Origin of the sequence: Dulcicalothrix desertica PCC 7102 (genome assembly GCF_003991905.1) — a bacterium.
In the GTDB taxonomy this organism is placed as follows: domain Bacteria; phylum Cyanobacteriota; class Cyanobacteriia; order Cyanobacteriales; family Nostocaceae; genus Dulcicalothrix; species Dulcicalothrix desertica.
The window spans coordinates 13332-37584 of record NZ_RSCL01000025.1 but is presented as its reverse complement, the minus strand read 5'-3'; the positions used below and the strand labels follow the sequence as shown (position 1 = coordinate 37584).

At 38.1% G+C, this 24253-nt stretch carries 26 protein-coding genes and 2 pseudogenes; 12 read left to right on the top strand and 16 right to left on the bottom strand.

Translation table 11 applies throughout. The features are described 5' to 3' along the window. Positions 1–96: 96 nt before the first annotated feature. The 6 genes and pseudogenes from DSM106972_RS38875 to DSM106972_RS38845 form a co-directional block, all read right to left on the bottom strand. Entirely contained in the window at positions 97–498 is a 402-nt protein-coding gene (locus tag DSM106972_RS38875) for a type II toxin-antitoxin system PemK/MazF family toxin (protein ID WP_127085710.1), read from the bottom strand. Further along, entirely contained in the window at positions 483–752 is a 270-nt protein-coding gene (locus DSM106972_RS38870; protein ID WP_127085709.1) for a hypothetical protein, read from the bottom strand. Before DSM106972_RS38870 ends, DSM106972_RS38875 begins: the two co-directional genes overlap by 16 nt. Positions 753–816: 64 nt before the next feature. Next, positions 817–1045, bottom strand: a pseudogene (locus DSM106972_RS38865) (DUF433 domain-containing protein). Between the two features lie 557 nt (positions 1046–1602). Next, positions 1603–1965, bottom strand: a complete 363-nt coding sequence (locus tag DSM106972_RS38855) for a VOC family protein (RefSeq protein WP_127085708.1) — start codon at positions 1963–1965, stop codon at positions 1603–1605. A 435-nt stretch (positions 1966–2400) separates the two neighbouring features. Then, positions 2401–3183 (bottom strand): hypothetical protein, encoded by a 783-nt coding sequence (locus DSM106972_RS38850; RefSeq protein ID WP_127085707.1) that lies wholly within the window; start codon positions 3181–3183, stop codon positions 2401–2403. Further along, a complete protein-coding gene (locus DSM106972_RS38845; RefSeq protein ID WP_233787189.1) occupies positions 3184–5601 on the bottom strand; it encodes a hypothetical protein in 2418 nt (805 codons plus the stop codon). A 144-nt stretch (positions 5602–5745) separates the two neighbouring features. Here DSM106972_RS38845 and DSM106972_RS55565 point away from each other — a divergent pair, with 144 nt between their 5' ends. The 3 genes and pseudogenes from DSM106972_RS55565 (at position 5746) to DSM106972_RS38835 (ending at position 6636) form a co-directional block, all read left to right on the top strand. Further along, positions 5746–5976, top strand: a complete 231-nt coding sequence (locus DSM106972_RS55565) for a DUF4058 family protein (RefSeq protein WP_325052262.1) — start codon at positions 5746–5748, stop codon at positions 5974–5976. A gap of 12 nt (positions 5977–5988) precedes the next feature. Continuing rightward, a pseudogene (locus DSM106972_RS55560) lies at positions 5989–6402 on the top strand (DUF4058 family protein); the annotation flags it as partial. A gap of 51 nt (positions 6403–6453) precedes the next feature. Beyond that, positions 6454–6636: a hypothetical protein gene (locus DSM106972_RS38835; RefSeq protein ID WP_127085706.1), complete on the top strand. Its 183-nt coding sequence runs from the start codon at positions 6454–6456 to the stop codon at positions 6634–6636. A 25-nt stretch (positions 6637–6661) separates the two neighbouring features. Here DSM106972_RS38835 and DSM106972_RS38830 read toward each other — a convergent pair whose 3' ends face one another. Together DSM106972_RS38830 and DSM106972_RS38825 are read right to left on the bottom strand one after the other, a co-directional pair. Continuing rightward, entirely contained in the window at positions 6662–7132 is a 471-nt protein-coding gene (locus DSM106972_RS38830; RefSeq protein ID WP_233787188.1) for a hypothetical protein, read from the bottom strand. 68 nt (positions 7133–7200) lie between these two features. Then, entirely contained in the window at positions 7201–8322 is a 1122-nt protein-coding gene (locus DSM106972_RS38825) for an AAA family ATPase (protein ID WP_127085705.1), read from the bottom strand. 65 nt (positions 8323–8387) lie between these two features. On the opposite strand from DSM106972_RS38825, the gene DSM106972_RS38820 reads away from it, so the two are divergent. Continuing rightward, on the top strand, positions 8388–9134 hold the full coding sequence (locus tag DSM106972_RS38820) for a hypothetical protein (RefSeq protein ID WP_127085704.1): 747 nt from the start codon (positions 8388–8390) through the stop codon (positions 9132–9134). A 401-nt stretch (positions 9135–9535) separates the two neighbouring features. On the opposite strand, the gene DSM106972_RS38815 is transcribed toward DSM106972_RS38820, so the two are convergent. The 3 genes from DSM106972_RS38815 to DSM106972_RS38805 are packed head-to-tail and all read right to left on the bottom strand — an operon-like array spanning position 9536 to position 12821. Then, on the bottom strand, positions 9536–10324 hold the full coding sequence (locus DSM106972_RS38815; RefSeq protein ID WP_127085703.1) for a DevA family ABC transporter ATP-binding protein: 789 nt from the start codon (positions 10322–10324) through the stop codon (positions 9536–9538). A gap of 8 nt (positions 10325–10332) precedes the next feature. Continuing rightward, positions 10333–11529 carry an ABC transporter permease DevC gene (gene devC / locus DSM106972_RS38810; protein WP_127085702.1) on the bottom strand — a complete coding sequence of 399 codons (1197 nt, stop codon included), beginning with the start codon at positions 11527–11529 and terminating at the stop codon, positions 10333–10335. After that, complete coding sequence (locus DSM106972_RS38805) at positions 11526–12821, bottom strand: HlyD family efflux transporter periplasmic adaptor subunit (RefSeq protein WP_127085701.1); 1296 nt, start codon at positions 12819–12821, stop codon at positions 11526–11528. The genes devC (DSM106972_RS38810) and DSM106972_RS38805 overlap by 4 nt, the downstream gene beginning before the upstream one ends. A 193-nt stretch (positions 12822–13014) precedes the next feature. Here DSM106972_RS38805 and DSM106972_RS38800 point away from each other — a divergent pair, with 193 nt between their 5' ends. The 3 genes from DSM106972_RS38800 to nuoH all read left to right on the top strand — a co-directional run bounded on the left by DSM106972_RS38800 (position 13015) and on the right by nuoH (position 15799). Then, complete coding sequence (locus tag DSM106972_RS38800) at positions 13015–13647, top strand: TetR/AcrR family transcriptional regulator (RefSeq protein ID WP_127085700.1); 633 nt, start codon at positions 13015–13017, stop codon at positions 13645–13647. Positions 13648–13690: 43 nt separating this feature from the next. Beyond that, a complete protein-coding gene (locus tag DSM106972_RS38795; RefSeq protein WP_127085699.1) occupies positions 13691–14596 on the top strand; it encodes a helix-turn-helix domain-containing protein in 906 nt (301 codons plus the stop codon). An 84-nt stretch (positions 14597–14680) separates the two neighbouring features. Continuing rightward, on the top strand, positions 14681–15799 hold the full coding sequence (nuoH, locus tag DSM106972_RS38790; protein ID WP_127085698.1) for an NADH-quinone oxidoreductase subunit NuoH: 1119 nt from the start codon (positions 14681–14683) through the stop codon (positions 15797–15799). 234 nt (positions 15800–16033) lie between these two features. Here the strand turns inward: nuoH and DSM106972_RS38785 are convergent, their stop codons facing one another. Further along, the gene (locus tag DSM106972_RS38785; RefSeq protein ID WP_127085697.1) at positions 16034–16582 is read right to left on the bottom strand and encodes a GNAT family N-acetyltransferase; all 549 of its coding nucleotides are present in this window, start codon (positions 16580–16582) and stop codon (positions 16034–16036) included. Between the two features lie 253 nt (positions 16583–16835). On the opposite strand from DSM106972_RS38785, the gene DSM106972_RS38780 reads away from it, so the two are divergent. The 3 genes from DSM106972_RS38780 to DSM106972_RS38770 all read left to right on the top strand — a co-directional run bounded on the left by DSM106972_RS38780 (position 16836) and on the right by DSM106972_RS38770 (position 19169). Continuing rightward, the gene (locus DSM106972_RS38780; protein WP_127085696.1) at positions 16836–17819 is read left to right on the top strand and encodes a phosphotransferase enzyme family protein; all 984 of its coding nucleotides are present in this window, start codon (positions 16836–16838) and stop codon (positions 17817–17819) included. Positions 17820–17925: 106 nt separating this feature from the next. Continuing rightward, positions 17926–18501 (top strand): 2-phosphoglycerate kinase, encoded by a 576-nt coding sequence (locus tag DSM106972_RS38775; RefSeq protein ID WP_233787956.1) that lies wholly within the window; start codon positions 17926–17928, stop codon positions 18499–18501. An 11-nt stretch (positions 18502–18512) separates the two neighbouring features. Beyond that, positions 18513–19169: a glutathione S-transferase family protein gene (locus DSM106972_RS38770; protein WP_127085694.1), complete on the top strand. Its 657-nt coding sequence runs from the start codon at positions 18513–18515 to the stop codon at positions 19167–19169. A 32-nt stretch (positions 19170–19201) separates the two neighbouring features. Here the strand turns inward: DSM106972_RS38770 and DSM106972_RS38765 are convergent, their stop codons facing one another. Both DSM106972_RS38765 and DSM106972_RS38760 read right to left on the bottom strand, forming a co-directional pair. Beyond that, entirely contained in the window at positions 19202–19969 is a 768-nt protein-coding gene (locus DSM106972_RS38765) for an SDR family oxidoreductase (RefSeq protein WP_127085693.1), read from the bottom strand. Between the two features lie 110 nt (positions 19970–20079). Beyond that, entirely contained in the window at positions 20080–20691 is a 612-nt protein-coding gene (locus DSM106972_RS38760; protein ID WP_127085692.1) for a TetR/AcrR family transcriptional regulator, read from the bottom strand. A 101-nt stretch (positions 20692–20792) separates the two neighbouring features. Between DSM106972_RS38760 and DSM106972_RS38755 the strand changes: the two genes are divergently transcribed. Next, positions 20793–21209: an acyl-CoA thioesterase gene (locus tag DSM106972_RS38755; RefSeq protein ID WP_127085691.1), complete on the top strand. Its 417-nt coding sequence runs from the start codon at positions 20793–20795 to the stop codon at positions 21207–21209. Positions 21210–21397: 188 nt separating this feature from the next. Here DSM106972_RS38755 and DSM106972_RS38750 read toward each other — a convergent pair whose 3' ends face one another. Beyond that, the gene (locus DSM106972_RS38750; RefSeq protein ID WP_127085690.1) at positions 21398–22054 is read right to left on the bottom strand and encodes a GAP family protein; all 657 of its coding nucleotides are present in this window, start codon (positions 22052–22054) and stop codon (positions 21398–21400) included. 22 nt (positions 22055–22076) lie between these two features. Continuing rightward, entirely contained in the window at positions 22077–23243 is a 1167-nt protein-coding gene (devC, locus tag DSM106972_RS38745) for an ABC transporter permease DevC (protein ID WP_127085689.1), read from the bottom strand. Positions 23244–23670: 427 nt separating this feature from the next. Here devC (DSM106972_RS38745) and DSM106972_RS38740 point away from each other — a divergent pair, with 427 nt between their 5' ends. After that, positions 23671–24207, top strand: a complete 537-nt coding sequence (locus DSM106972_RS38740) for a Crp/Fnr family transcriptional regulator (protein ID WP_233787187.1) — start codon at positions 23671–23673, stop codon at positions 24205–24207. Positions 24208–24253 lie beyond the last annotated feature (46 nt).

Here is a 24253-nt window from a genome sequence, read left to right as displayed (position 1 = left end):
CTTCCGCGCGCACGGCTATTTACTGGGTAAACTGGGGTATTCAACCAGAAGATTTTGCGGTGCAAAGTTGAGATGATGAGTAGTAATTAATAACTATCACTCGTTTTTAGGAGGTTTACCGCGTTCTAAAGCTTTAGATGCTGGAGGTGGAGAACTTGGCGCCTGTTGTAAAATTTCTATAATTGCTGTAGTCACTTCGTTTATTTTTCCATCTTTGAGACTACCTAGTTTCCGTATCGCTGTACTTTTTTTAGCAGTATAAATTGCATCAGGATGTATATAGGAGATTAGATCTAATTTGCCAATTAAAAAATCTTCATCTTCTAATTTAATTTCTTTTTCTCTACCAGATTTACTAGTAATAACACAAACGATTATATTGTTTCCAAATGTAGCAACAAGTAAAGCAGGTCTCTTTTTACTATTTGAACCATCTGAAAAAGGATAATTAATTACTATGACATCACCTTTAGTCAGATATTCTACAGGTCTTTCCAAGCTTCATCCTCCTCTTCATTAAGCCAATACTCATCAAGTGCTGATTCACTTATATTCATAAAATTATTTATGATAATATCTTCAGAATCATCTAATTTATCTTGTTGACTTGCTGATTTTTGTAATACTTCAAGCTTATAAGTTCTCAAAACTTCTGTATTGGAAATTTCTAATATAACTTCTTGGTCATCTGGAATAGCAATTTCCTCAAGCAATTCTATATTTTTACCTCGCTTTATTCCTTTAATTCTCATATTGAATACTCCTAGTGTTTATACGTTGCTCACGTTTGGGTATTAGGTATATATAACGTTTTAACTATTGCCACGCTACCATTGGATAGTTAAGTTTGCGTGCTGCTTCCATCAAGTATTGCTTTTAAATCGTCTATCTCAAGGTCAGGCATTTCCTCTAATATTTGTTCACTGCTCAAACCCGCAGCAAATAGGTCTAAAACGTCAGATATACGAATTATCATGCTACGGATGCAAGGGCGCCCACCGCATTGTTTAGGATTAACTGTAATTCTTTGAAGTAAATTAGACATTTGGTTTATTTTGATACCTATTTTTTTATCTACAGAATTGTGAGCATTATTAACACAATATGGGAATAGTAGAAGTATACCAGTTATCGTCCTATTTTACGAGTAATGTGTGATGTCAGAAAATTCTACTATGACTGCTTGAAGAGCGGAACGCTGAATTACGAAGAGTTCTCATTCAAGGTATTGGGTATGAACACATTTGTGAAGAATTAGGCGCCGCCCTCGTTAGATACAAGGCTTGAGTATACTTTATTAAAGATTGATAACTACACAGAATTAAATCGACGTGGTTCTATATTGCAAGAACCGATGTGTTTGTTAAAAATGACTTGCCTTAGTACTGGAAGTATTCATATGCTGCGTGTCCCACCAGATATGACATCCGCACGTGAGGCTATTTGTTGGGTAAATTGGGGTATTGAGGTAGAAGATTTTGCAGTGCAAAGTTGAGATAATTAGATGTATATATAACTTTTTGATTAGCTAGTGATGTATATTTATGGTGTGCTTTAAAGACTACACAGGCAGGATGCCTGTGCCACGAGAATTTATTTAAATTAAGCGGTGGCGCCTACCGTTGATGGTTGCAATAAACTTAATAAATGCTTATCGGGGGTACGCACAGCAGCAACTTTGCCGAACGACGGTTCGCGAACTCGTCCTTCTAATTTTGCTCCCATGTTTTCAAGTGTGGCAATGACTTGGTGAATATCATCGACGTTAAAGCTTAAAATTGGTGAGTCGCCTGTTTCGGCATCAGACTCGGCGCCATGAAAAGCGATAGTAGTACCACCAGCATCGATTTCAGCCCACCCAGGTGTAGAAACTTTTACAGTTAATCCTAAACCTTCGCTATAAAATTTTACTGCTGCGGGCACATCCTTCACCATCAGCATTACGTACTTAAACTGTGCTGGCATTGTTTGCTACCTATATATATTGTCTCTAGTTTAATTGTATACGTAGAACACTTGTAGAAAAGCCTTATAGTATTTTTCAATCAAGTAAGGTACAAATTAAGTTAATAAAACTCTTGTGGAACGGGCATCCCGAACCGTGATTGTGTACTTCATTTGAATAGGAACCGCTATATCTGTTTAGTTAATAGAAAGTAGTAAAAGTAACATTTATTTTTAGTCCTCTTATAGAGGACTTCTGCTATTAGCATGGGAACTTACAGTCCCATGCGAGTAGGAAAATACATTAAGTTTCAGGTACATGAGGTATATAAATAATACCCAAAACCTTGTAGAGACGCGATTAATCGCGTCTCTACATGTACCGTATAAACGCGCAATCTGCTGTATTTATATATATTGGACTGCACAGGCAGGATGCCTGTGCCACAAGAGGGGTTAATGTAGTATTGATAGGATGAGGGTTACTGCTGAACAAAGGGAGAGAGCTAGTAACCAGGTGTTGAATTGTTTTTGCTTTTTTGATTGAGTTTCTAGTTTTTGATTTAATCGTTCGATTTCTGTTTGCACTTGCTGAAGCTGGTTGTGGATGGTTTGGTTATCTAGACGTATGTTGTCTAGTGCTTGTTTTCCTCCAAAGTCGGTTATTATTGTTTGAATTTCGGTTTTTATGGTTTGGATTTGTGAGTGTGCTTGAGATACTTCGTTGGTTTGTGTTTGAGTTTTTTCTTGGTATCTGACTATTTCTTGTTTGGTTGTTTCGATTTGCGCTGCTAGTTGGTTGATGTGTTCTAGTTGTTGAGGCAAGTCTTTGGTAAATGCTGGTAAGATTGCTTCTAGTTGTTGCGCTTGAGTTTTTGTTGCGTCTACGCTGTCTATAACAATTTTTAGCCCTTGTCTAAATGAATCTAGTACAGTTTGGTAATTTCCTATTTGCTCTAAGTATGATGCTATTTCGTTACGAATTTCATGGATTGTACTGATATTTGCTTCTAGTTTGACTTGTTGTTCTTGGATTTCTTGGATGTTGTTTTTGACAGTTTGTGAGAATGAGAATGTGTCTGATTTTAATTGTTCTATTTTGCTGTTATCTTCTATAATGGCTGTGTGAATGTTGGCAGCTTGTTTGACTGCGTTGTTCGCTGTTGTAATTCCTCGTTCGATGGTATGCCAAAGTTCTTCTAGTTGTTTGGCTATTTCTGCATCTGTATGTAATTTCATTTAATTTTCTCCTTTTAATAATAGATTATTTAGACGTGATGTAAATGATTTACATAGTAGTGTTACTAGTGGCTGTTTGTCGTTTGATTGAGTGTTGATATCTTGCCAAAAGCTTAGATTTTGTTGGTAGTTGCCATCATATATATGTGACCTGACGCGCGCTGCTTCATAAGGTAAACCTTTTGCTTCTAGGTCTTTGGCTATACTTTTTAATAAGTATTTATACTCTTGGAAGTCGGTATTTTTTAATAGTTCTGCTTCTTCTACTGCTTGCCAAGATAATCCCATTGCGCGTAATAGTAAGCAGCGCAGGTGGATATTTTGAGTTTTTTGGAGTTCGTTGTTTAAGTGTTCATGTGTATGTTTTTTTAATAGTGTTATGGCTTGGGTTTCCCATATATATAGTTCTGCGTTTTCTACTCCAGCAAATTGCAGTGCTAAGTAACTATCCCAATATAGATAACCTGTTTCGCAACGTTTGAGTAGACGTTGTTGTACGTCATCGGTAATTTGGTTTAAGTCGGCATCACTGACAATTTCACTAATCCAATTTATGGCGCCTTGAGTATCGATTATTTCACATTGCTGAAAAAAGTTATAGCCATTGTCAAAAAGGCGCCTCATTTCCGACGTTGTTACAACTACTAATAAACGGGAACGCGCACGGGTTAAAAGCGTATACCACTGAAAACTTTCTTCTAGAGTTGGTTTTTCTTCACCTTCAAACAAGCAAAAAGCTACACAAGCTTCAAATTCACGACCTTTAGCTTTTTCTGGATTGAGAATTACTAAATTATCGTTCGAGTTTAATGCTTTATTAGAAAGTACTTTAACAGCTTTTGCTAAGTCACGCAGTAAATAACGACGATTTTCTTCGTTACCACACTCTCCTGCAAGCTTGTCTAAAAATAAAATAGCTTCTTCTTTAGATGCACATTCTAATAATTTTACACTTTCACCAGTTTCAAAAGCGTGTTTAGGATTCGCGGGTAATGGTAGCTCTTTACATTTATTTTCAGATGTAATTGTTTTTGCTACTTCCCAAAATTGATTTGCAAATTCTAATATTTGGCGTGAGTTACGGTAATTACGTACTAATTCAATAGAGTTTTTTATATGTAGCTGTCCCCAGTTAAAATCAGTAGCTTGAATGCGTTGATTTAAATCACCTAACAGCCATAAATATGTTTGATGTCCTTGAGCAGCCCATGATTTACATACTGAAATAATAGCTTGTAACTCGCTTAATAAATAATCTTGTGTTTCATCTACTATTAATAAAGTGCATTCAGAATTGCTAGGGTTAATATTGAGTGAATTCTGTAATATTTTCGCTGCATCTGACCGTGAAATACGACAAGATAAAGCTTTATAAAAATGCTTTTTACTAATTTTCAATAAGTTTTCAACTCGGTGTGAGTTTACTTGATACATAACGTTTTTATCATTGGCTTTATTTTGATTTTCATCTAATACAAAAGCTTGGTATAATAAAACGTCATCTGTTGTAATATCAGTTTTACGACTATATTTCAGTGCTTGCTTTAATGCATCTAGCTCTTCTTGTCCTGAAGCTAGACGGTTTTTAAACTCAGGATTAATTTTAGTCAACCACTGCGGAAACGTGCCTAACCAAAAATTTTCTTGAGTTGCTGCTGTTTTAACTTCAGAAAATTCGGAAATATCACGTCGCAAAGCTTCCGGTACAATCAACATTGTATTCCACCCAAAATTACGGTGAATTTCGCAAGCGAATAAAGTTGCACAAACCGTCTTACCAGTACCAGGTGCGCTTTGAATAACAATGCACGAACTATCTTCAAACTCATGTACCGTTGATAGTTGATACTGCGAACACAATATTCGTAAAGGTTCATCTAAAATATTGCGCTGGTAATTTGTCAAAATCGGTGAGTACCGATAGCTACCATACACAAACCTGTACCAATCGGTATCTTGCTCTCGATTCCATTGATATGCTGGGTTTTCCTCTAATGCAGTACCTTGTGGGTGCAAAAGTTCTTCAATCACGTTTGTGTGCGAACATTCTCGCTCGTCAAAAGCATGATCATAAACACTATCGCGCAACCCAGCTTTGATAACAACAACATTATTATCTGCACGATGCCAAATAACGCGCCACTTGCCAGAGCGAGTTCGCAATAAATTATCAAAACCTTTTAGCGCTTTCGTTTGTCTTTCATCTCCCTGACTCAACCGATGCAAAATCTGATAAATCCTTTGCAGGTCAGCAGGTGGAAGCTTTTGAATTTCACGAAAGGCCGCACGGATTATTTTCACGTCAGCCATACAAAGTGTCTTTTCCCCGATAAACAGTAGTCGTATGCGCTTATTATTCCCACCTTCACAAGAAATATATATATAGCGCTTAATTTTGCCATCTTGTAGCACAGGCATCTTGCCTGTGCAGTGATATAGTTTTTCTACCACAGAGACGCAAAGACCACTTAAGAGTTGACAGTTAATCACAAAGGCGCCTAACCCTAAAGCCGCAAAGAACTTGTATACTAGAAAAAAGTTTGTGTGATGGAAGTTTTACATATGCCCTCACCATTTCCCGGCATGGATCCATACCTTGAACAGCCTACTTTTTGGTCTTCGTTTCATAGCCGACTTATCGTAGCTATTGCAGATGCAATTGAACCACAGCTAAGTTCCGAGTATTATGTTGAAGTTGAAACCCGAACTTATCAAACAATGTCAGTTTCAGTTAATGAGCGTTATTTAGAAGTGCGTGAGATGGTAACAGATGAAGTTATTACCGTGATTTAACTTTTATCTCCAAAAAATAAGCGAGCTAGTGATGGTCGAGTTGCTTATGAGAAAAAACGACGAGCAATTTTAGGCAGTGCTACTAATTTAATCGAACTAGATTTGTTACGAGCTGGTAAACCAATGGAAATTCTAGGAATGCAAACAACAACCGCGTATAGAATCTTAGTTAGTCGTAGCCATCAACGTCCCGCAGCAGAACTTTACCGTGTTTCCCTGCAACAGCAGTTACCAACTTTCCCTATACCTTTAAAGCTTAATCAAGTAGAACCTTTAGTAAATTTACAAGAAGTATTTAATGGTGTGTATGAACGTGCGCGTTACGCAACACGTATAGATTATCACCAGCCTGTTCCATCACCTGCATTGTCGAAAGCTGATGAACAATGGGTTGAAGCGTTGTTGTCTCCGATTCGAGTTGTATAATTCTCTATTATATATAGATGTAATTAAATATTTAAGGGAGTGAAAGTGCTTATGATACGAAAAGAGTTTGGTGGAAAACGAGTGTATCCAAGCGAAGAAGGTTTACATTTTGAACTTTATACTGAGGCTGAAGCTATTGATGCTTATAACGATGCCAAAAGTAGAAATGTGTCCGTGGAACTCAATGGCTTGATTTTGACATGGAAGTTTCCTAATCCGAAAAAAAAGCCATAATAGTAAATAATTTGTATAAATCAAGCTATAGAAGTTGTAACAAGCGTTGTAATTCTCCACAAGCTAGTTGAAGTGAGGGAGGCGCCTCCTTTAAAATATTTTGGGAACGACATTGTTCGGCAAGGTTTTCAACACTGGGTTTACAATTCGCTTCATTGTTAGGAAATTTTGAGTAAGTATCTTCCTCATTTACGCTTTCTCCTTGTAGATAATGTATCCAAGTCTCGATATTACGTTTAGGGACAAATATTGCAATTGCCTCGTCTGGTTGGCGATTTTGCTGCTCATCATCCGCAAGGGTACGAGCTAACCAATCGAGTCTTTCCTGTGGTGTGCTTGTATCTGCGTCAATCAATACAACTAATCCAATTGATACGCGATTTCTATTTTGACGATATGCTTTTACTTCCACCGGGTACTGAGTGCGTACATACTGCTCTCCTGATTGGCTACTTGGGGGGGCAAATTTTAGCTCGAAATAAACCTGTGAAACCACGCTTTTTAAGAAACAAACGAGCAAAAACCTCTTGCTGTCTATCTTCACAAAGAATAACCATTTGAACTCTACGCTGACTCATTCAACCATCCCCGTGCAATTAATTCAGAAACGGGTAATCCAGAATTATCTAATATTCCACTACCGATACGTTTGACCCGAACAGGAGTATTAGCTTGACGTTCAAACCAGTAACCAATTGGTGAAGCTAAAAGATAATTAATTAATTCTGGATGGTGAGAAATTAGTAGCGCTTGAAGTTTTCCATCGCTACAAAGGTCATAAAGTTCAACTAACCAAGGTTGAATTTCAGGTAAAGCTAAAAAGTTTTCAGGTTCATCTATACACAATGTATAGTCTTCTGATTTTGTACCATGAATAAGTGTATACAGAGCAATTAAGGTTTTTTGCCCATCAGATAATTCTCCAAGCCGATAGTCAATAGTTTTACTTGCATCTGTTTCTCCTGAAAAGCGTAGTTTTAACACTAAGCTTTGCTCGCTTACTCTTTCAAACTTAAAGTTTTGAAAGCCATCAAGTACTTCTTTTAAAATATTTCCTAGTTCAGCTACTTTTCCTTGGTCTTCAGAGAGATACCGATACCAAGAAACATAATTTTCCATTTGACTAGTTAAATATGTTTCTTCTTGATGAGTCTCATCATGCATTAAACTTGGAATAACTCGTACAATTATAAATCGTGCTATTCGTTCTCTAAACCAAATTAACTTTGTATTATCAGCTTTTGGCAGTAGTGAAGTTATAACTGACTGCGACCAATTGAAAGAGTATTGTGATTCTCTTGAATAATCATCTTTATAAGTTTGAACTTCCCCTTGCTCAAATTTTAGTAAAGGTTGATTATCATACCATAATCGTTCGTATTCAACTCGACTGTTATCTTTATTTTCATGAGTAATCCCTAACTCGTACTTATAAATACCATTATTACCGAATATTTCTAATTCAAACCTCTGTTTTTTTAATATTTGCCAACGAGTACAGTCTTTAGCTTTAAAAATAGTCTCAACTTTACTATCACCATTAATAAACAACTGAATTTTTTGCAAAACTTCAAATACGCTTGATTTTCCTGTTCCATTAGAACCTAGAAACAAATTAATTGAGTCAACGTTAAGTTCAACATTGACTAGACAGCGAAAGTTGTCAATATAAATGCGTTTCAACATAAGATTTCCTAATTAAGGAATTTTGTTGACAATAACATGGTCAACTTACTATCATAGCTCAGAACTTGCAGGCAATTATCAGTAAATTAAAATCAGCTAAGACAATAGATGAATTTAACCAGGTATTTGCTGAACTACGTCATGCCAATCGTCTTGTCCACTTAGGTACAGTGGCTGAAAATTCCTTAATTTTTACAAGTGCAAAAAAGGGTAACGACTACACGTTAGGCTTAATAAAAGTTAAAATTAACCCTATATCCGAAGCAGATGCCTTGTATATTGATAATAATGGTATTATCCACATTGATGAAGTAAAAAATACTGCCAACGCCCTGCGTGATAAACTGTTGAAAACTCCGGAGCAATTAGAGAGAATGAAAGACTGGCGCAATTTAGATTCCGCTCATAGAGAAATAGGGGTTGTTATAGAAACAGAAAATGCTTGGACAAATTTATTTTCTGCTTGTCCTGGGGAGACAGCCGCATTAAGAACTTTAATTGATGAACAAGTACCGCTTACTATTGCTCCTTATAATCTTAGTGTTTTCCAGATGGAACAATTATGGAATGCAGTAGCAAGAAAATCAAGGGAAATAAAAAGACAGGGCGAATGGTCAAATTGGAATGATTTTTATAGCCAAATGCCAACAATTTTAGATGCAGAATTTTTTTTATTGAATCGAATTGAGCCTGCGCTTGATAGAGATTCATTGCAATGGCTTCTTAGCGAAAAATTTACTAGGCGAGGGCAGTGCTTTAAAAAAGTTGTAGTAGTGAGAAATTCAACAAACACTTGTACGCCTACAAACTAGTTAAGAGGTGGCTTAAGGCGCCGCATTGTGAAAAGCGGGAGCAAGTACTATATTCCCAGCTTTAATTCGTTTGTCAGAGAAAAATGAACTTTATCTAACTGGCGCCAATAATACTGCTTTTAGAACGAAACTATAGCGGTTTCCGTTCTAATGAAGTACACAAAGGCGGGCAAGGATGCCCACTCCACAAGAGCTTTATTAATTTAATCTGTACCTCACTTGATTAAGAACCGCTATAACCTAACAAATACAATTCTTTTGCGTATAATTCTTGAACAGATTCAATTTTTAGAGAAGAATTAACTTCTATGGAAATTTTATTCATATAAAATTCATATTTTTTTCATGATAAATTAATTCAGTCTTGTGTTTATTTTTGCAATTGAAGTTGAGGAATTAATTTAGCAATTTGTATCTTTAGAAGTAACAGCTTCATTTGTGTGTAAGGAGCCAGCGATTGCCACTGATTCGGCTTGGTCAATTAAATGCCCATCCTCCATGTAGATAATGCGATCTGCCACATCTAAAATTCGGTTATCGTGCGTTACCATCAAAATTGTGCAGCCCTGTTCTTTTGCCAGTTTTTGCATTAGTTCTACCACATCGCGTCCTGATTTTTTGTCAAGTGCTGCTGTTGGTTCATCAGCTAAAACGATTTGAGGATGGCTGACCAGGGCACGGGCAATTGCTACCCGCTGCTTTTGTCCACCAGAGAGATCTGCTGGATAGTATTGAGTACGTTCTGCTAAACCCACCACTGCCAGCATGTTCACGGCTAGATTACGTCGTTCTGAACGAGAATAGGCGCCGTGTACTTCCAGACCCATCATCACATTTTCTTGGGCAGTTAGACTGCTATGGAGGTTGTGTGCCTGGAATATATACCCACACGAGCGACGCGCCTCGACTGCAACGGCTTTTGTCGCACCCACTAGTTCTGTATTTAACATGCGAAGACTGCCTAATTGCGGAGAGCGCAAACCACCCATCAGCGACAGCAGCGTTGTTTTGCCTGAACCAGATGGACCAGTTAAGATGACAATTTCTCCAGCATTGATAGAAAGATTAATGTCAAAAAGAGCCTGTTTTTTGAGTGTACCTTCGCCAAAAAAGTGGTCTAAGTGTTCAACCTGAATAACCGAAGATGGAACAATTGTCGAATTGTTTGTAATTATAGAAACTGGATTCATCCTGACTCCTAAAAATTATCGGCTGGATCAGCAGATTGAAGCTTCTTCGTCGCAATTATGCCCGACACCACACACATTACAACCGTTAGAGAAAAGACAAGAGCCAACCGAGCAAATGTCATTGAAATTGGCAAAGCACCCAAGTTACGAATGAGTGCGTATTGCCCCAACGCTAGTGCTAAACCAGGGATAAACCCAAGTGATGCTAGAATCACAGATTGTTCCAACACAATTAGCAGCAAATAGCGATCGCGATACCCCATTGCCTTAAACGTGGCATATTCGCTCATATGATCATTCACGTCAGTTGAGAGAATCTGAAATACTATGACAGTGCCAACTACAAATGCCATCACCGTACCAAAGGTAAAGACAATTCCAATTGGTGTAGTCCTCTGCCAGTACGCTTGTTCGTAGTCTACATATTGCTGTTTTGTAGAGGCAATTGTATCCGGTGGCAAGATGGCTTTAATTTCAGCAAGCACCTGTTTAGGATCAACACCCCTGTTGACTTTGATTAACCCCAATGTTATTTGTCCTGGACTACGTTCAGGAAAAAAGCGCAGAAAATTTTCTGGACTGGTGACGAGTGTTCCATCAGTAGCAAACGAGGCGCCCAATGAAAACAGTCCTACTACTTTAATAGTTCGACGTTGAATTTCACTTCTAGTTGATTGCCCTGCTGCAACTTTGGCAACAACCTCCGCGTACTCCCCTCGACTAAGACGATCAAACAAAAATGTATCCGCCTGCTCCAGCTTATCAAGATTTTGATTGATTTCATCAAACGTGAATGCGGGATAATCAAGACTTTGACCTACTAACGTTAATTGAGTTCTGCGACGAGTCTGAGGATTTCTCCAAACGACCCTCGAAATATACAGGGGTTCGGCTGATTGCACTCCTGGTACATCTTTAATCTGATAAAGACGGCGCCGAGGTAAAGTATCCGCCAGATTTAAATCCCGATATTGAGCGCTACGAATGATTATGTCTGCATCCATGCCTCGATTGAGCATTGTATTGCTGTCAAATAATGCCGCCTGAATTCCGAGTTGAGCAAACATCAATAGATCAGCAAAGCCAATTCCAGTCACCGCAACTAACAGCCGTGGTTTGTTTTTCTTCAGTTGCAGCCAACCTAATGGAGTTCTATCTTGTAGCGCCTGCCAAAGGTTCTTGCGCGGTTGCAAAATCAACGTCATAGTTTAATCTCTCCTGTTACCTGTAAATTTGTAAGTCCTGCGACTTTTTGAGCAGAGGTGCTATCGAGCCGCACACGCACCTCGACAACACGGGCATCTATGTTAGCCGAAGTGTCAGAGTTGATTACGTTTTGGCGCTTGACCTGCACACCAATTTCCATGACTTTACCAAAGAGTCCATCAGGTAGACTGTCCGCAAATAGTTTAGTTGCTTGCCCTAATTTCACCTTGCTGATGTCCGTTTCATAGATCTCCAACAAAGCAGTCATTTGCTGCGTTTGTCCAAGTTCAACAATGCCCTCACTAGAAATTAGTTCACCTGGACGGGTATGAATCTCTAGCACCACGCCATCTTGGGGAGCGCGAACTGTTGCCAGATTCAGTTGTGCGCGCGCTTGTTGTACTGCGGCATTAGCCTCATCCACTTGCGCCTTGGCTGCCGCTACATCCACAGGACGCACTTCGGCAATCCTAGAAAGTGTTGCTACAGCCGAACTAAGTTGCTTACTACTAGTATTTTGAATCCGCGCTAAAATTACTTTTGCTTCTTGTATTTGCTTGCTTCCCGTTGCAGTAGTACGTTCAAGGTTAGCTTTGGCTTCACTCAACTGAGAAGCCAGAGTTTTTGTTGGCAGACGCTTGCTGTCATACATCGATTGAGAAATGGCGCCCGAATTGTAAAGCTGTTGATAACGATTCAACTCTGATAAAGCATTGCTTAGTTCAGCTTCAAGTCTTTTAACTGTTGCTTGTTGTGCAACTTTGTCACCAAACCACTGCGCTTCTAACCTTGCTACAGTTTCTCGTTGCGCGCGTTCTTCACCTAGTGACTGCGCTCGTACTCTGGCTATCTCAGACTTTTGAGCATCAATTTCTCCAATTTTTGCACCAGCTTTAACCACAGCTAGATTTGACTGAGCCACGGCAACTTGCTTAGTAGCTTGAACCAGAGATGCTTGCAAGCGGTCATAACTATCCAAAACAGCAATTACTTGTCCTGCTTTAACTGCTTCTCCCCTCCTGACTAGAAGTTTCTCAACGCGATTTGCACTGCCGCTGGAATTTGGGGCAGACAGCTTAATTACCTCACCACTTGGTTCTAGATAGCCCAAAGCAGTTATGGTTTTTTGAACTCTGGGAACCGCTGCTGGTTGAGTGGTTTGGATAGAGGTAATGTGCCATTGCCAAAGCGAATATGCCCCTCCACCCAACAGAAGCACTGCACCAACGACTAAAAGCTGCCTTTTTGGTGACCGCTTGCCAATAATTTCGACCCTTTGACTTTGCATCATGCTAAACTTCGTGAATTTAAGTAAACGATTTAGTAAAGCCAAATTGCCTTTAAACACACTAATTCAAACGTTTGTTTGATATCATTCAAACACACGTTTGAATAAATTGCAACGTGCAAATCCCAAATAGCTGGAAAACTTGGTTCACCCGGCAACTAGCAAGTTCTCAATTACAATTGACAAGGTTAAACCGATGCAGGAAATTGTGGTTACTCCAACAAGTGATACAAAAGAACAAATCATGAATGTTGCTGAACGCCTTTTTGCCGAGCGAGGCTTTGCTGGGACGACATTACGTAATGTGGTAAGTGAGGCAAAGGTCAACTTGGCTGCCGTTCACTACCACTTCGGTTCAAAGGAAGAACTGTTTCGAGCCGTAGTTGCGCGGTTTGCTCGTCCAGTTGTTGAGCAAGAATTAGCACTGCTAGAAAAACTTCAGGCAGGGGATCAGGTGCCATCGGTGGAAGCAATCTTAACTGCACTACTAAAACCCTGCCTAGAAATTTTAGTCCAAAATAAAGATACCCTGCTGACTCGGGCCCAATTTATGGGGCGTTGCCGAACAGAACCTGAACCAATTAAAAGTATTGCGGCCAATGAATTTGCTGCGTCTACTGAGGCATTTTTGGATGTGTTGCAACGCGCGCTTCCGTCTCAGTCGCGATCTGAGCTTTATTGGAAGTTAGATCTAGTAATTGCAGCATTAATTCGAGTGCAAACTGAAGCTGGGCAACAGGAAGCATTGCTCCAAAGTACAGACCCCAAAGATATTCAAAATGCAACAGAGCAACTAGTTAAATTTCTTAGTCCGGGGATGCGGTCATGAATCAAGGTTACTCTTAAATAAAAAATAAATCCATAACGTACTAATGTCAAAAAAGAAACCTTTGAATATAGACTTTTCAAAAGAAACAGAGGTAGGCTATAAGCGTGTTTACTCACGATTGCCACTTTTAACAAACCTTGGAGCAGTTTGGGACGGGGTTACGAATGCATATGACAATCAACCACCTCATGAAACACCCGAAGTAATCGCTCCACAAATAGGTGTTGCTATTTTTACACAAGTGCCTGAAGCTATTCAGTATGAACAGACTTTAGATGGGCGCCTTTATTGTAAACAAGTTTGTTCTGGTGATATTGTAATTACTCCGGCAAATACAAGTACTCGCGCGCGGTGGAATAAGACTTTTAGTACTATTTTACTTGGCTTTGAACCATTAGTTTTTAAGCGTACAATTTACGAGTCGCTTGACCCAGACAAAGTAGAAATGGCGCCACATTTTGCAGTTACTGACCCATTGGTTTACCAAATTGGACTAGCGTTAAAATCAGCTTTGGAAAATTATAGTAAGCCCAGTCGCCTATACGTGGAAACGATGGCGAACGCTTTAGCTGTTCACATCATACAAAAATACTCAATTAACAAGCCTGTGATACAGGATTATACAGAGGGATTATCGCGATACCAGTTACAAACAGTTATTGATTATATTCATGCACATCTTAGTAAAAATATAGGATTGGCAGAACTAGCCCAATTAGTGCAAATGAGTCCACGCTATTTTCTAAAACTTTTTAAAACATCAACAAGTGCTACTCCTCATCAATTTGTCATCCGTACCAGGGTAGAACTTGCCAAGCAGTTATTGCTAGCAGGAAGAATGAGCATTGCTGAAATCGCACATTACTGCGGTTTTGCAAATCAAAGTCATTTAAATATGCACTTTAAGCGTTTACTTGGCATAACTCCTAAACAGTTTCAGCAAAAATAGTAATAACTTACAAAAATCTGAATAATCTGAAAGACAACGAACCGTCGATTTTGCTTTATTACAAGGAAACGTGATTTAAGCAAAATGAACACAGAACTTGACTTTCAAGGAAGTTTTATCCAATCTCTTGTAGATATGGGAGTACCAATTGGCGCCGCAAAAGCGATCTGGATGCCGTTACCAATGGTACTAATGTTGATTGTTGCAACGGTGGGAGTGCTGGTGTGTATATGGCAAGAGCGAAAAATTTCTGCCGCAGTACAGCAACGTATTGGCCCAGAGTATATAGGACCTCTGGGATTATTAGCTCCAGTGGCGGATGGTTTAAAGTTGGTATTCAAAGAAGATGTAGTACCAGCGAATGCGGACGCTTGGTTATTTACACTTGGCCCCATAATCGTAATACTTCCGGTATTTATCTCTTACCTGATTGTGCCCTTTGGACAGAATTTAATTATTGGTAACGTTGGTATAGGTGTATTTTTGTGGATTGCTTTATCTAGCATTCAGCCTATAGGTTTGCTGATGTCTGGTTATGCGTCGAATAATAAATATTCTCTATTAGGAGGATTACGCGCTGCTGCACAGTCAATTAGTTATGAAATTCCCCTTGCTCTGAGTGTTTTAGCTGTAGTCATGATGTCCAACAGCCTTAGTACTATTGATATTGTTAATCAGCAGTCCGGTTACGGTATTTTAGGATGGAATATTTGGCGCCAGCCAGTAGGTTTTATTATATTTTGGATAGCAGCGCTTGCTGAATGCGAACGAATGCCTTTTGATTTACCAGAAGCAGAAGAAGAAATTGTAGCAGGTTATCAAACAGAATACTCTGGTATGAAATTTGCTCTGTTTTATATTGCTTCTTACGTCAACTTGGTTTTATCTGCTTTGTTAGTATCAATTTTATATTTAGGAGGTTGGGATTTTCCAATTCCGATTAACTTAATAGCTAATTGGCTCTTGATTAGTCAAACTCATCCCATACTACAATTTGTAACCGCTTGTTTGGGAATAATTATGACTTTGCTCAAAACTTACTTTCTCGTATTCATCGCTATTCTTCTTCGGTGGACAGTACCGCGCGTTCGTATCGATCAGCTACTAAATTTAGGATGGAAATTTTTGCTACCTGTTGCTTTAGTAAATTTACTAATAACAGCCGCGCTTAAATTAATCTTTCCTCTCGCTTTTGGTGGTTAAAAAGATAGTGATATCAATACTACTCGGTTAAGAAAATTTGTAGGTTGGTGTCGAGGAACGAGACCCAACGTAAAGCTTATAAATGTTGGGTTAAGTTCCTCAACCCAACCTACGTATTTTGTCGTTTTAGGTCTTAAGCGATTAGCAATAGTTTTAAGCTGATTTTTTCACAGGTTTAGCGCGCGCTTTGTACGCAAGAGGCATTTTCTTCTTTGAGTCTTATGTTATGTTTATTTAGTCGTATAAACATTCTTGAGAAAGTAAACTATAAATATAATGGTTTACAAAATAACCATTTAAATATTCCGCATCACGTAGTTCACCTTCACGAATGAAACCTAATTTTTTTGCAACAGAAATACTAGGTTGATTTGTAGTAACGCAGCGAAGCTCGATTCGATGTAATTTTAGTTGTGTAAAAGCATATTTAATCAGTGCTTTCGCACTTTGTGTAATTATACCTTGATTTTGGAACTCTTGGCTAACAAAATACGCAATTGAAGCTTTACGATTCTCATGCTCAAAATTATTAAGCCGCATTGCACCACAAAGTTGGTTTTTACAAAAGACGTGAAATTCTAAAAGTTCATTTTTAGAAGCTAAATTTTGACAATCACGAATATGCTCAAGCGCAGAATCGAAAGAATTAATCATCAAAACAGCAGGTAGATAAATTTTTAGATACTCATAATTTTTTGTTACTAATAAATACAATTCTTTTGCGTATAATTCTTGAACAGATTCGATTCTAAGATGAGAATTAACTTCTATAGTAATTTGCATAACTTTTACGGTTTTAAATTAGCAGAACTAGATGAGATATGATACTTCCTTAATTAACTTAATAAATATTTGTAAATTACACACGCTTATATAGGCGCCTCCAAAGGGGCAAACTTATAGTTAATATTTACTATAACATCTGTGGATTGTAGCAGCATTCAATACATCATATTACTCAAAAAGCGGAAACTCTCCCCTTCACGTTAAGATATATTTGTTGTGCAATACAACACGAATTTAGGTAATGTAAATAATGGCTCACGCTAATACTTACGAACATATTGCTCTTGCTGCACTCAATCAATATGCTGTGATGGCGCCAGAAATTCGGTTTTTGGGTAAAAGCGGAAACATAAGCTTTTACGTGGAAACACTCGATTCAAATTTCCTCCTCCGCATTCACCAGGCATTGCCAGGGTTACAGAATGATATATGGCAAAAACCAGATGTTATCGAATCAGAACTAAAATGGCTTGATGCTTTGCGTCGCGACACTAATATAATAGTGCAAGAGCCATTACAAAACTTAGAGGGTGGATGGGTAACACAAGTGTTGGCAGATGATACCCAAGATATTTTTAATTGTTCGTTGCTACGTTGGATTGATGGCAGTGTCTCTAATAAGGAGCGAACACCGCAGCAAGCAAAAAATCTTGGCTTATTAATGGCTCAACTGCATCGCCATAGTAGTCAATGGAACTTACCACAAAATTTTGTCCGTCCAGTATTTGATGAAAATCTTTTTCGTACAGCACTTGAAGCATTTTATCCAGCAGTAACAATGGGTTTGGTTTTGCCAGAGCATTACAAGATGCTTACAGTGGCAACCGAAAAGATTGTTGCTATGATGGAAACGTTGGGTACTACACCTGATGTTTGGGGATTAATTCATGCAGATTTACATGATGGTAATTATTTATTTTACAACGAAGAAATTCGACCGATTGACTTTGCCCGTTGTGGGTTTGGGCATTACCTTTATGATATTGGTGAGTCAATTCAGTACTTAATGCCTCAAGTGAGACCCTCATTTTTTGAAGGTTATGAAACTATTGGTAAGTTACCAGATGGTTATTTACAAGCAGTAGAAGGATTCTTTATCATGGCAACAATAGGTAATTATTCCTTTCATTTGAGTAATCCAGAAGAACATAAATTTATTTCTGATGATGTAGAACATATTGCTAAAACGCTCCTCCGTAAATATCTAGAAGACGAATCATTTTTGTTTGGATAATTGATAGGCGCCGCGTTGTAAGCTTTTAGGAACAATTGCAAGTTGCTTTCGGGCTTTTTCTTACGTCAGATAATGCTTTATGAATAAATTAATCAATGAAACACGAGTGATTCTAATTGGCGGTTCTTCTCATGCAGGCAAATCAACCCTTGCCCAAGCTTTGGCTGTAGAGCTTGGTTGGAGTTATTGTTCTACGGATAAACTTGCTCGGCATCCCGGACGACCTTGGGTAGGTGTAGATGGAAAAGCTATTCCCCAGCATGTAGCAGAATACTACAGGGAAATGTCGGTTGAAGCTCTTTTTCTAGACGTATTGTCACATTATGAAAAAAATGTGTTGCCACAAGTCGAGGTTATTGTTCATTCTCATGTCTCTGACAAATCAAAGGAATGCGTTGTAATTGAGGGTTCTGCATTATGGCCAAAATTGGTAACGAATTTAGTTAGCGTTCCGGGTGTTAAAGCAATTTGGCTTACAGCTTCTAACCAACTTTTTCAAAGCCGAATCAACCGCGAAAGTAATTTTTGTAATGTATCTGAAGACGAAAAATACTTAATTCAAAAGTTTATAGAGCGTACCCTATTTTACAATAAATATATGAGGCAGGAAGTTGAGGATCTTGGATTTATGTGTATTGATGTAGAATCTGTCTCAACAGCAGACGAACTTGTAAAATTCTAATTTGATTTGTCATGCTTAAACTTTATTACACTCCTCTATCTGTATATTCGCGCCCAGTGTGGATTATGCTAATAGAAAAAGGGCTTGAGTTTCAACTAGTATCAATGAAACTAGATGGAGACCAAATTCAACCTGATTTTTTGGCAATTAGTCCCTTTAATCATGTTCCTGTTTTAGTTGACAACAATTTTACAGCTATAGAATCTTTAGCAATTCTTGATTATTTAGAGGCTCAGTATCCAATACCAGTTTTGCTACCTAACCATCCAAACGCTTTGGCTGTTGTGCGTATGGTTCAAATGGTAACGATGAACGAATTGTTGCCTAGTATGATTTTACTGATTCGAGAAAGTAAGGATGTACAGAAGCAAGAGTCAGCAAATACTCAAATCGCAAAAGTTTTAGATTTTTTTGAGAGCTTGCTATGTGATTCACTTTTCTTTGCTGGTGAGCAATTAACTTTAGCTGAAGTAGTTGCAGGGTCTGTAATACCTTTGCTACCCAACAATGGTATATCTTTATTAGCTTACCCAAAATTAAAGGCATGGTCTGAGCGCTTAATAGAGCGAGACTCTTGGCAGAATACTCAACCCAGTCCTGAAGAGTTTGAAATATTTAAACGTCGATTTAGGGTTTTACCTAGAGTTCGCAAGCGACTGTACAGGTAAACAATGTGCTTTTTATTGTGTACATTTAATAATTATAGATGGGCAAGATATCCACCATCAACTGCTAAAACTTGACCAGTAACATAAGATGCAGCATCAGATGCAAAAAATAAAACTGCACCAGCAATTTCAAATGGTTCTCCCCAACGACCAAGAGAAGTTCTTTTTGATAGCCACGTTGCAATTTCTTGATCTGCAACAACATCTAAATTGCTCTCAGTAGCAAAAAATCCTGGTGCAACAGCGTTGACGGTAATACCATACATTCCAAGTTCGGCAGCTAGAGCGCGCGTTAACGCTTCAAGTCCCCCTTTTGCCATAGTATAAACGGTATCGCCCGCATCAGCTAGAGGTCCTGCGATTGAAGTCATATTTATTATTCTTCCTTTACCATTTTCTATCATGAGTTGTGTGGCTTGACGAGACAAATTAAAAGGAGCAATTAAATTTGTATTGATAAGTTTATGCACTGAATCCATTTCAAATTCAAAAAGACCACGACGGTCGCGCATACCTACATTGTTTACAAGTATATCTAAATGTCCATATTTTTCTTTAATATCACTCAAAGCTTTTTTAACATCGGTTTCTGAAGCAACATCAAATTTTAATGGAGTAACTGTGGCGCCAGTAGAAGAGATTATCGCTACTGCATTATTTAAGCTTTCATCGCTTCGTCCATTAATAATAACTGAAGCACCCGATAAAGCAAGTAATTTGGCAATTTCTAACCCCAAACCTCTTGTGGCGCCAGTCACTAAAGCAGTTTTACCATTTAATGAAAAATCTGGTAGGTTCATAGGGCATTAGCTTAATCAACATTGGTATAAATAACTTTATCATGCTGCTGTGCTTTCTATTAAAGGAGAACTTAGCCAGAACATCGCTTCTATAGTTTATTAAAACTAATTTATGGAATCTCTAAAAAAGTTGACTGAATAATTGATTCAAGAGCTGCTTCAACACGCTGCCAACCTGTAGACGAACTAAAGTCTAATCCCATAAACGAATTACTAACCTTGGTACGTAGTAATAGATAGACAACTCCTGCAATTAAAATAGCGCTGATTGTAGGAATATCTTTATCTTGAGGAAATGAACCCTTTCCCTCAAGAAATTTCAGGCTACTTAAACCTAGTTGATCGCGCACATTGGCTAATTCATGGGTGAGTGAGTTCCTTTCTAGTAATTCCCATCTCAAAATTTCTTGTGTAACTGGACGTTCCTTTAAATCGTTTAAAAATCTTAACAACAGATAAACCATCCATTCTGCCTGTGTTTCGGCATTAGTGGTAGACTCATCACCAATTAATTCGTCAGGCGCCATCCAGTAACCTCCCTCCCTGGCATAACACTTGAGCAGAGATGGCAACCCATCAAAATATCTATAAATTAAAACTTTATCAACACCAGCTTCACGGGCAATTGCATTCACTCCCAAGCTCTCAAATCCAGATTCGGCTAATAGTTTTCCAACTGCTGCCAAAATCCGAGCTTTGGTTTCTTCTTTGTTACGAGTCATAAATTTCTCATGCCCACTTGTAATCTACTGGTGACTATGATACTTTGTCACTGAGTGGTGACTTATTAATTGTTTAATCTTTTAGGATTTAAGAGTAGACCATGCAAAAAATCTTCTTTGACTTAGAGATTTACTCCTACCAAATTGACTTTATAGGACATGTCAACAATGCTGTTTACATTAACTGGATGGAGATTGGGCGAACCAAACTGCTTGAAGCAGTTGGAATGCCAACCCATGAAATTTTTAAACAAGGATTTGCACCAGTTTTGATTCAAACTAGTATTACCTACAAATCACCTTTGTATTTAGGTGAGCGCGTTCAAGTAGAGAGTTGGTTGTCTGAGTTGCGAAATGCTTCTGCAACCCTGCAATTTCGTTTCTACAACCCAAAGAAGGCACTTGCAGCAGAAGGTGTTCAAAAAGGTTTGTTTGTTGACACGCAGACAATGCGTCCAAAGCGTTTAACTCCAGAAGAAAGGGCTTTGTTTAATTCATATTTAGACCAAAGTGTTTAAGTGAAGGTATTTGCAAAAGCTTATCCCGGTTTTCTTTAGGCTTTAGTATGTTTTTAATTGAATGGCAGTTATTTACAGTAATTTTTATATCAAATAAACAGTAGTAAAAGTGAGAGTAACTGCCATGAGAATAACCAATACATTTATATTTTTATAATTTTGCGGTAAATAAATGTCGGTAAATATTCTCAATAATTAGGACTATGTAAAATAAATTCAATAATTAACCAAATGCCAATTAAGAGTAAAAGTATTTGAAAAATTTTGGGTGAGTATTTTGTGATTTGATAACCGATTTTAAGAATCAAGTGGGCTGACCGTTCTCGATAAAAAAGATAAATTAGCAGCAGACCTAGTAATGGAAATACAAAAATAAAATTGTAGAATATTAGTGTAAAAATCACTTCTATGGAACTCAATTTACTTTGAACTATACGCTCAATAGCTATAATGTAGGGGAAAGCTGTTGGCGCCTCTAAAAAAGTCACGCTGAGTCCTAATAAAAAAGTATTAATTGGTTTAGTGACTTTTGGCTTATCGATAGCTTTTTCTGATGAATATGGATTAGTATTCAACGCAAATACTATCATTGCTACGCCGATTAGGAGTTGCAGTATGTGGATGTACGAACCAATATAATTGATAATATTCTCAATTAATTTTGTAAAACCCAGTGCAAGCAACCAACCCGCAATGAAGTATGCGACAAAAACTCCTAATATAAATGTTGCTGAACGTTTGACTGGATTGGGTGTGGAAAGTAAATAGATTTGTAGTATAGTTGCCGTAGGATTGATACTATCGGCAAAAGCAATTACGCCAAGATAAGTTAGTAGTTCAAACATGATAAATGTTAGCTATTGAGTACTAAAAAACATCCGCAGGGTCGGCAGATTGAAGTTTACCAAGTGCAATGGCGCCTGAAAAAGTACACATAACCACAGTTAGCAAGAACACATGCACTGCTCTCTCAACTGTCATCCCAATTGGTAATAACGTTGCTACATAGGCAATTTGATAAATGCCTACAGACACCAAATATCCTGGAATGAAACCGAAAGCTGCCAACAACAATGCTTCTTGCATAAGGACACCAATAAAATACTTATCCCCATAACCCATTGCTTTTAAAGTTGCATACTCTGGCAGATGGTTGGCTACATCGGTATAAAGAATTTGATATACAATCACAATGCCAACGATAAAGCCAACAATTACACCAAGTCCGAAAATAAAACCAATCGTCCCCCCACTCTCAACATAATGTCTTTCGGCAGCAACGAATTCTTCTTTGGTAAAAATTTTTATGTCCTTTGGCAGTCCCATACTTAGCTGCGCGCGCATAGATATTGGATTGACTCCCGGTTTCAGTTGAATTAAACCAACATCAACTTCATATGCTTGGCGCCCTGGAAATAACCTCAAAAATGTTGAGTCACCAACAATGACGTTGCCATCAGCAGTAAACGAAGTGCCAAGGTTAAAAAGACCGCTCACTAAGACATCCCGACGGTTTAAACTTGCTTCTATTTGTCCCTGTTTTTGTATCGATTCAGCAACATTTCCATATTCAGGACGTGATGCCAAATCAAAGAGAGCCGAATTCAAGAGTTTTAATTCAGAAGCATTTCGACGCAGTTCAGGTAACTTAAAACTGGCGCCATCTGGTTCAATACCCCAAATCATAATCGCGCGATTGATATCAGTTTGAGCATTCTTCCACTGCCCCATACCTGTATAAATCGAGCTTACTGACTTCACTCCAGAGTAACTCAATACTTGATAAAGCCTGTCTCTGGAAAAGCTTTTTGTTGTGGATAAACTTTGAAATTGCCTATCCACTACTATCAAATCCCCATCCAGCATTTTGTTGGCTTTGGTGGCACTGGTATAAAGCGAAGCCTCAAACCCCATCTGCACAAAGATAAGAATATCCGCAAAGGCTATACCAGCTACAGCTACAGCCAAACGTGTCTTTTCCTTCATTACCTGGCGCCATGCCAAAGGAGTTTTGCGAAATAATTTATTCAGCATATCTTTGTATATCGAACATTCGTTATATAATAAAATAGTAAAATTATGGTTAATTGAGAAATAACGTAATAAGCAATACCTCCTGTTACTGTAATTGCAGCAACTTATAGCCGATCTTCTTTCATATTTGACTGGGAGCAAATATTTTCAAATTCATAAGACTACGTGGGGTAGTCTAAGACAAACGTGCTTTTATGCGCTATGCGACATAGAAGTTAATAGCATGGATATTTGCTGACACTCCTTACTGTACCAGCTAGACGGTAAACATGTCAAGAAGAAACCGTCTGGATGGTATACTTAAACTCTGACATTATTCGGCGCATACTTTATTTACTGTAAAGAACTTATGTATTGCAAACTGCTTTGTGCGTTAGACCAATTCACCATACTTACTTCTACCCAACAAGCTAAATTTTGTAATCTCATGAAGCCGCTTGAGCTATACAAAGGTTCTATTTTGCTTGAACCAGGTACAGTTTGTGATAATTTATATTTTTTAGTTGAGGGAGTTGCTAGAGAAATTTGGTATCAAGGAGATAAAGAAGTTACATCTTGGTTTAGCTTTGAAGGAGAATTTTTCACAGCATCTAGTTTTTTCTCGCAAAAACCAACTTCAGAAAGCATTGTTTTAGTAAGCGATAGCAAGCTACTTTATATAAGCCATACAAGCTTACACTACTTATATGATTATGACAGTGACCCCATTTGGAACAAAGTAGGGCGGCTAATGATGGAACAGTACTTTATGGCGTTAGAAGAACATTTTGTTTCGCATCACTCACAATCAGCAGCCGAACGCTATAACAAATTACTACAAAAATTTCCGGAGATTTTAGATAAGGTCAGCCTTAAGCACATAGCGTCATATTTAGGAATAACGCAAGAAACTCTCAGTCGCATTCGCACTAAATATGAGGCAAGAAAGCGTTTAAGCCCTTTGTCGCCAGCCAGACTCAAGTAAATTTTATTTTTAAAAAATTTGATCTAGATCAAACAAAGTTACTTTA

What these genes read in the sequence shown, in the direction of transcription:
- DSM106972_RS38780 (WP_127085696.1), top strand. Translation starts at nt 16,836, where the DNA reads ATGGCTCACGCTAATACTTACGAACATATTGCTCTTGCTGCACTCAAT.
- DSM106972_RS38815 (WP_127085703.1), bottom strand. Translation starts at nt 10,324, where the DNA reads ATGAATCCAGTTTCTATAATTACAAACAATTCGACAATTGTTCCATCT.
- DSM106972_RS38760 (WP_127085692.1), bottom strand. Translation starts at nt 20,691, where the DNA reads ATGACTCGTAACAAAGAAGAAACCAAAGCTCGGATTTTGGCAGCAGTT.
- devC (WP_127085689.1), bottom strand. Translation starts at nt 23,243, where the DNA reads ATGCTGAATAAATTATTTCGCAAAACTCCTTTGGCATGGCGCCAGGTA.
- DSM106972_RS38765 (WP_127085693.1), bottom strand. Translation starts at nt 19,969, where the DNA reads ATGAACCTACCAGATTTTTCATTAAATGGTAAAACTGCTTTAGTGACT.
- DSM106972_RS38870 (WP_127085709.1), bottom strand. Translation starts at nt 752, where the DNA reads ATGAGAATTAAAGGAATAAAGCGAGGTAAAAATATAGAATTGCTTGAG.
- DSM106972_RS38770 (WP_127085694.1), top strand. Translation starts at nt 18,513, where the DNA reads ATGCTTAAACTTTATTACACTCCTCTATCTGTATATTCGCGCCCAGTG.
- DSM106972_RS38755 (WP_127085691.1), top strand. Translation starts at nt 20,793, where the DNA reads ATGCAAAAAATCTTCTTTGACTTAGAGATTTACTCCTACCAAATTGAC.
- devC (WP_127085702.1), bottom strand. Translation starts at nt 11,529, where the DNA reads ATGACGTTGATTTTGCAACCGCGCAAGAACCTTTGGCAGGCGCTACAA.
- DSM106972_RS38825 (WP_127085705.1), bottom strand. Translation starts at nt 8,322, where the DNA reads ATGTTGAAACGCATTTATATTGACAACTTTCGCTGTCTAGTCAATGTT.
- DSM106972_RS38740 (WP_233787187.1), top strand. Translation starts at nt 23,671, where the DNA reads ATGAAGCCGCTTGAGCTATACAAAGGTTCTATTTTGCTTGAACCAGGT.
- DSM106972_RS38835 (WP_127085706.1), top strand. Translation starts at nt 6,454, where the DNA reads ATGATACGAAAAGAGTTTGGTGGAAAACGAGTGTATCCAAGCGAAGAA.
- DSM106972_RS38785 (WP_127085697.1), bottom strand. Translation starts at nt 16,582, where the DNA reads ATGCAAATTACTATAGAAGTTAATTCTCATCTTAGAATCGAATCTGTT.
- DSM106972_RS55565 (WP_325052262.1), top strand. Translation starts at nt 5,746, where the DNA reads ATGCCCTCACCATTTCCCGGCATGGATCCATACCTTGAACAGCCTACT.
- nuoH (WP_127085698.1), top strand. Translation starts at nt 14,681, where the DNA reads ATGAACACAGAACTTGACTTTCAAGGAAGTTTTATCCAATCTCTTGTA.
- DSM106972_RS38850 (WP_127085707.1), bottom strand. Translation starts at nt 3,183, where the DNA reads ATGAAATTACATACAGATGCAGAAATAGCCAAACAACTAGAAGAACTT.
- DSM106972_RS38855 (WP_127085708.1), bottom strand. Translation starts at nt 1,965, where the DNA reads ATGCCAGCACAGTTTAAGTACGTAATGCTGATGGTGAAGGATGTGCCC.
- DSM106972_RS38805 (WP_127085701.1), bottom strand. Translation starts at nt 12,821, where the DNA reads ATGATGCAAAGTCAAAGGGTCGAAATTATTGGCAAGCGGTCACCAAAA.
- DSM106972_RS38800 (WP_127085700.1), top strand. Translation starts at nt 13,015, where the DNA reads ATGCAGGAAATTGTGGTTACTCCAACAAGTGATACAAAAGAACAAATC.
- DSM106972_RS38795 (WP_127085699.1), top strand. Translation starts at nt 13,691, where the DNA reads ATGTCAAAAAAGAAACCTTTGAATATAGACTTTTCAAAAGAAACAGAG.
- DSM106972_RS38750 (WP_127085690.1), bottom strand. Translation starts at nt 22,054, where the DNA reads ATGTTTGAACTACTAACTTATCTTGGCGTAATTGCTTTTGCCGATAGT.
- DSM106972_RS38845 (WP_233787189.1), bottom strand. Translation starts at nt 5,601, where the DNA reads ATGCCTGTGCTACAAGATGGCAAAATTAAGCGCTATATATATATTTCT.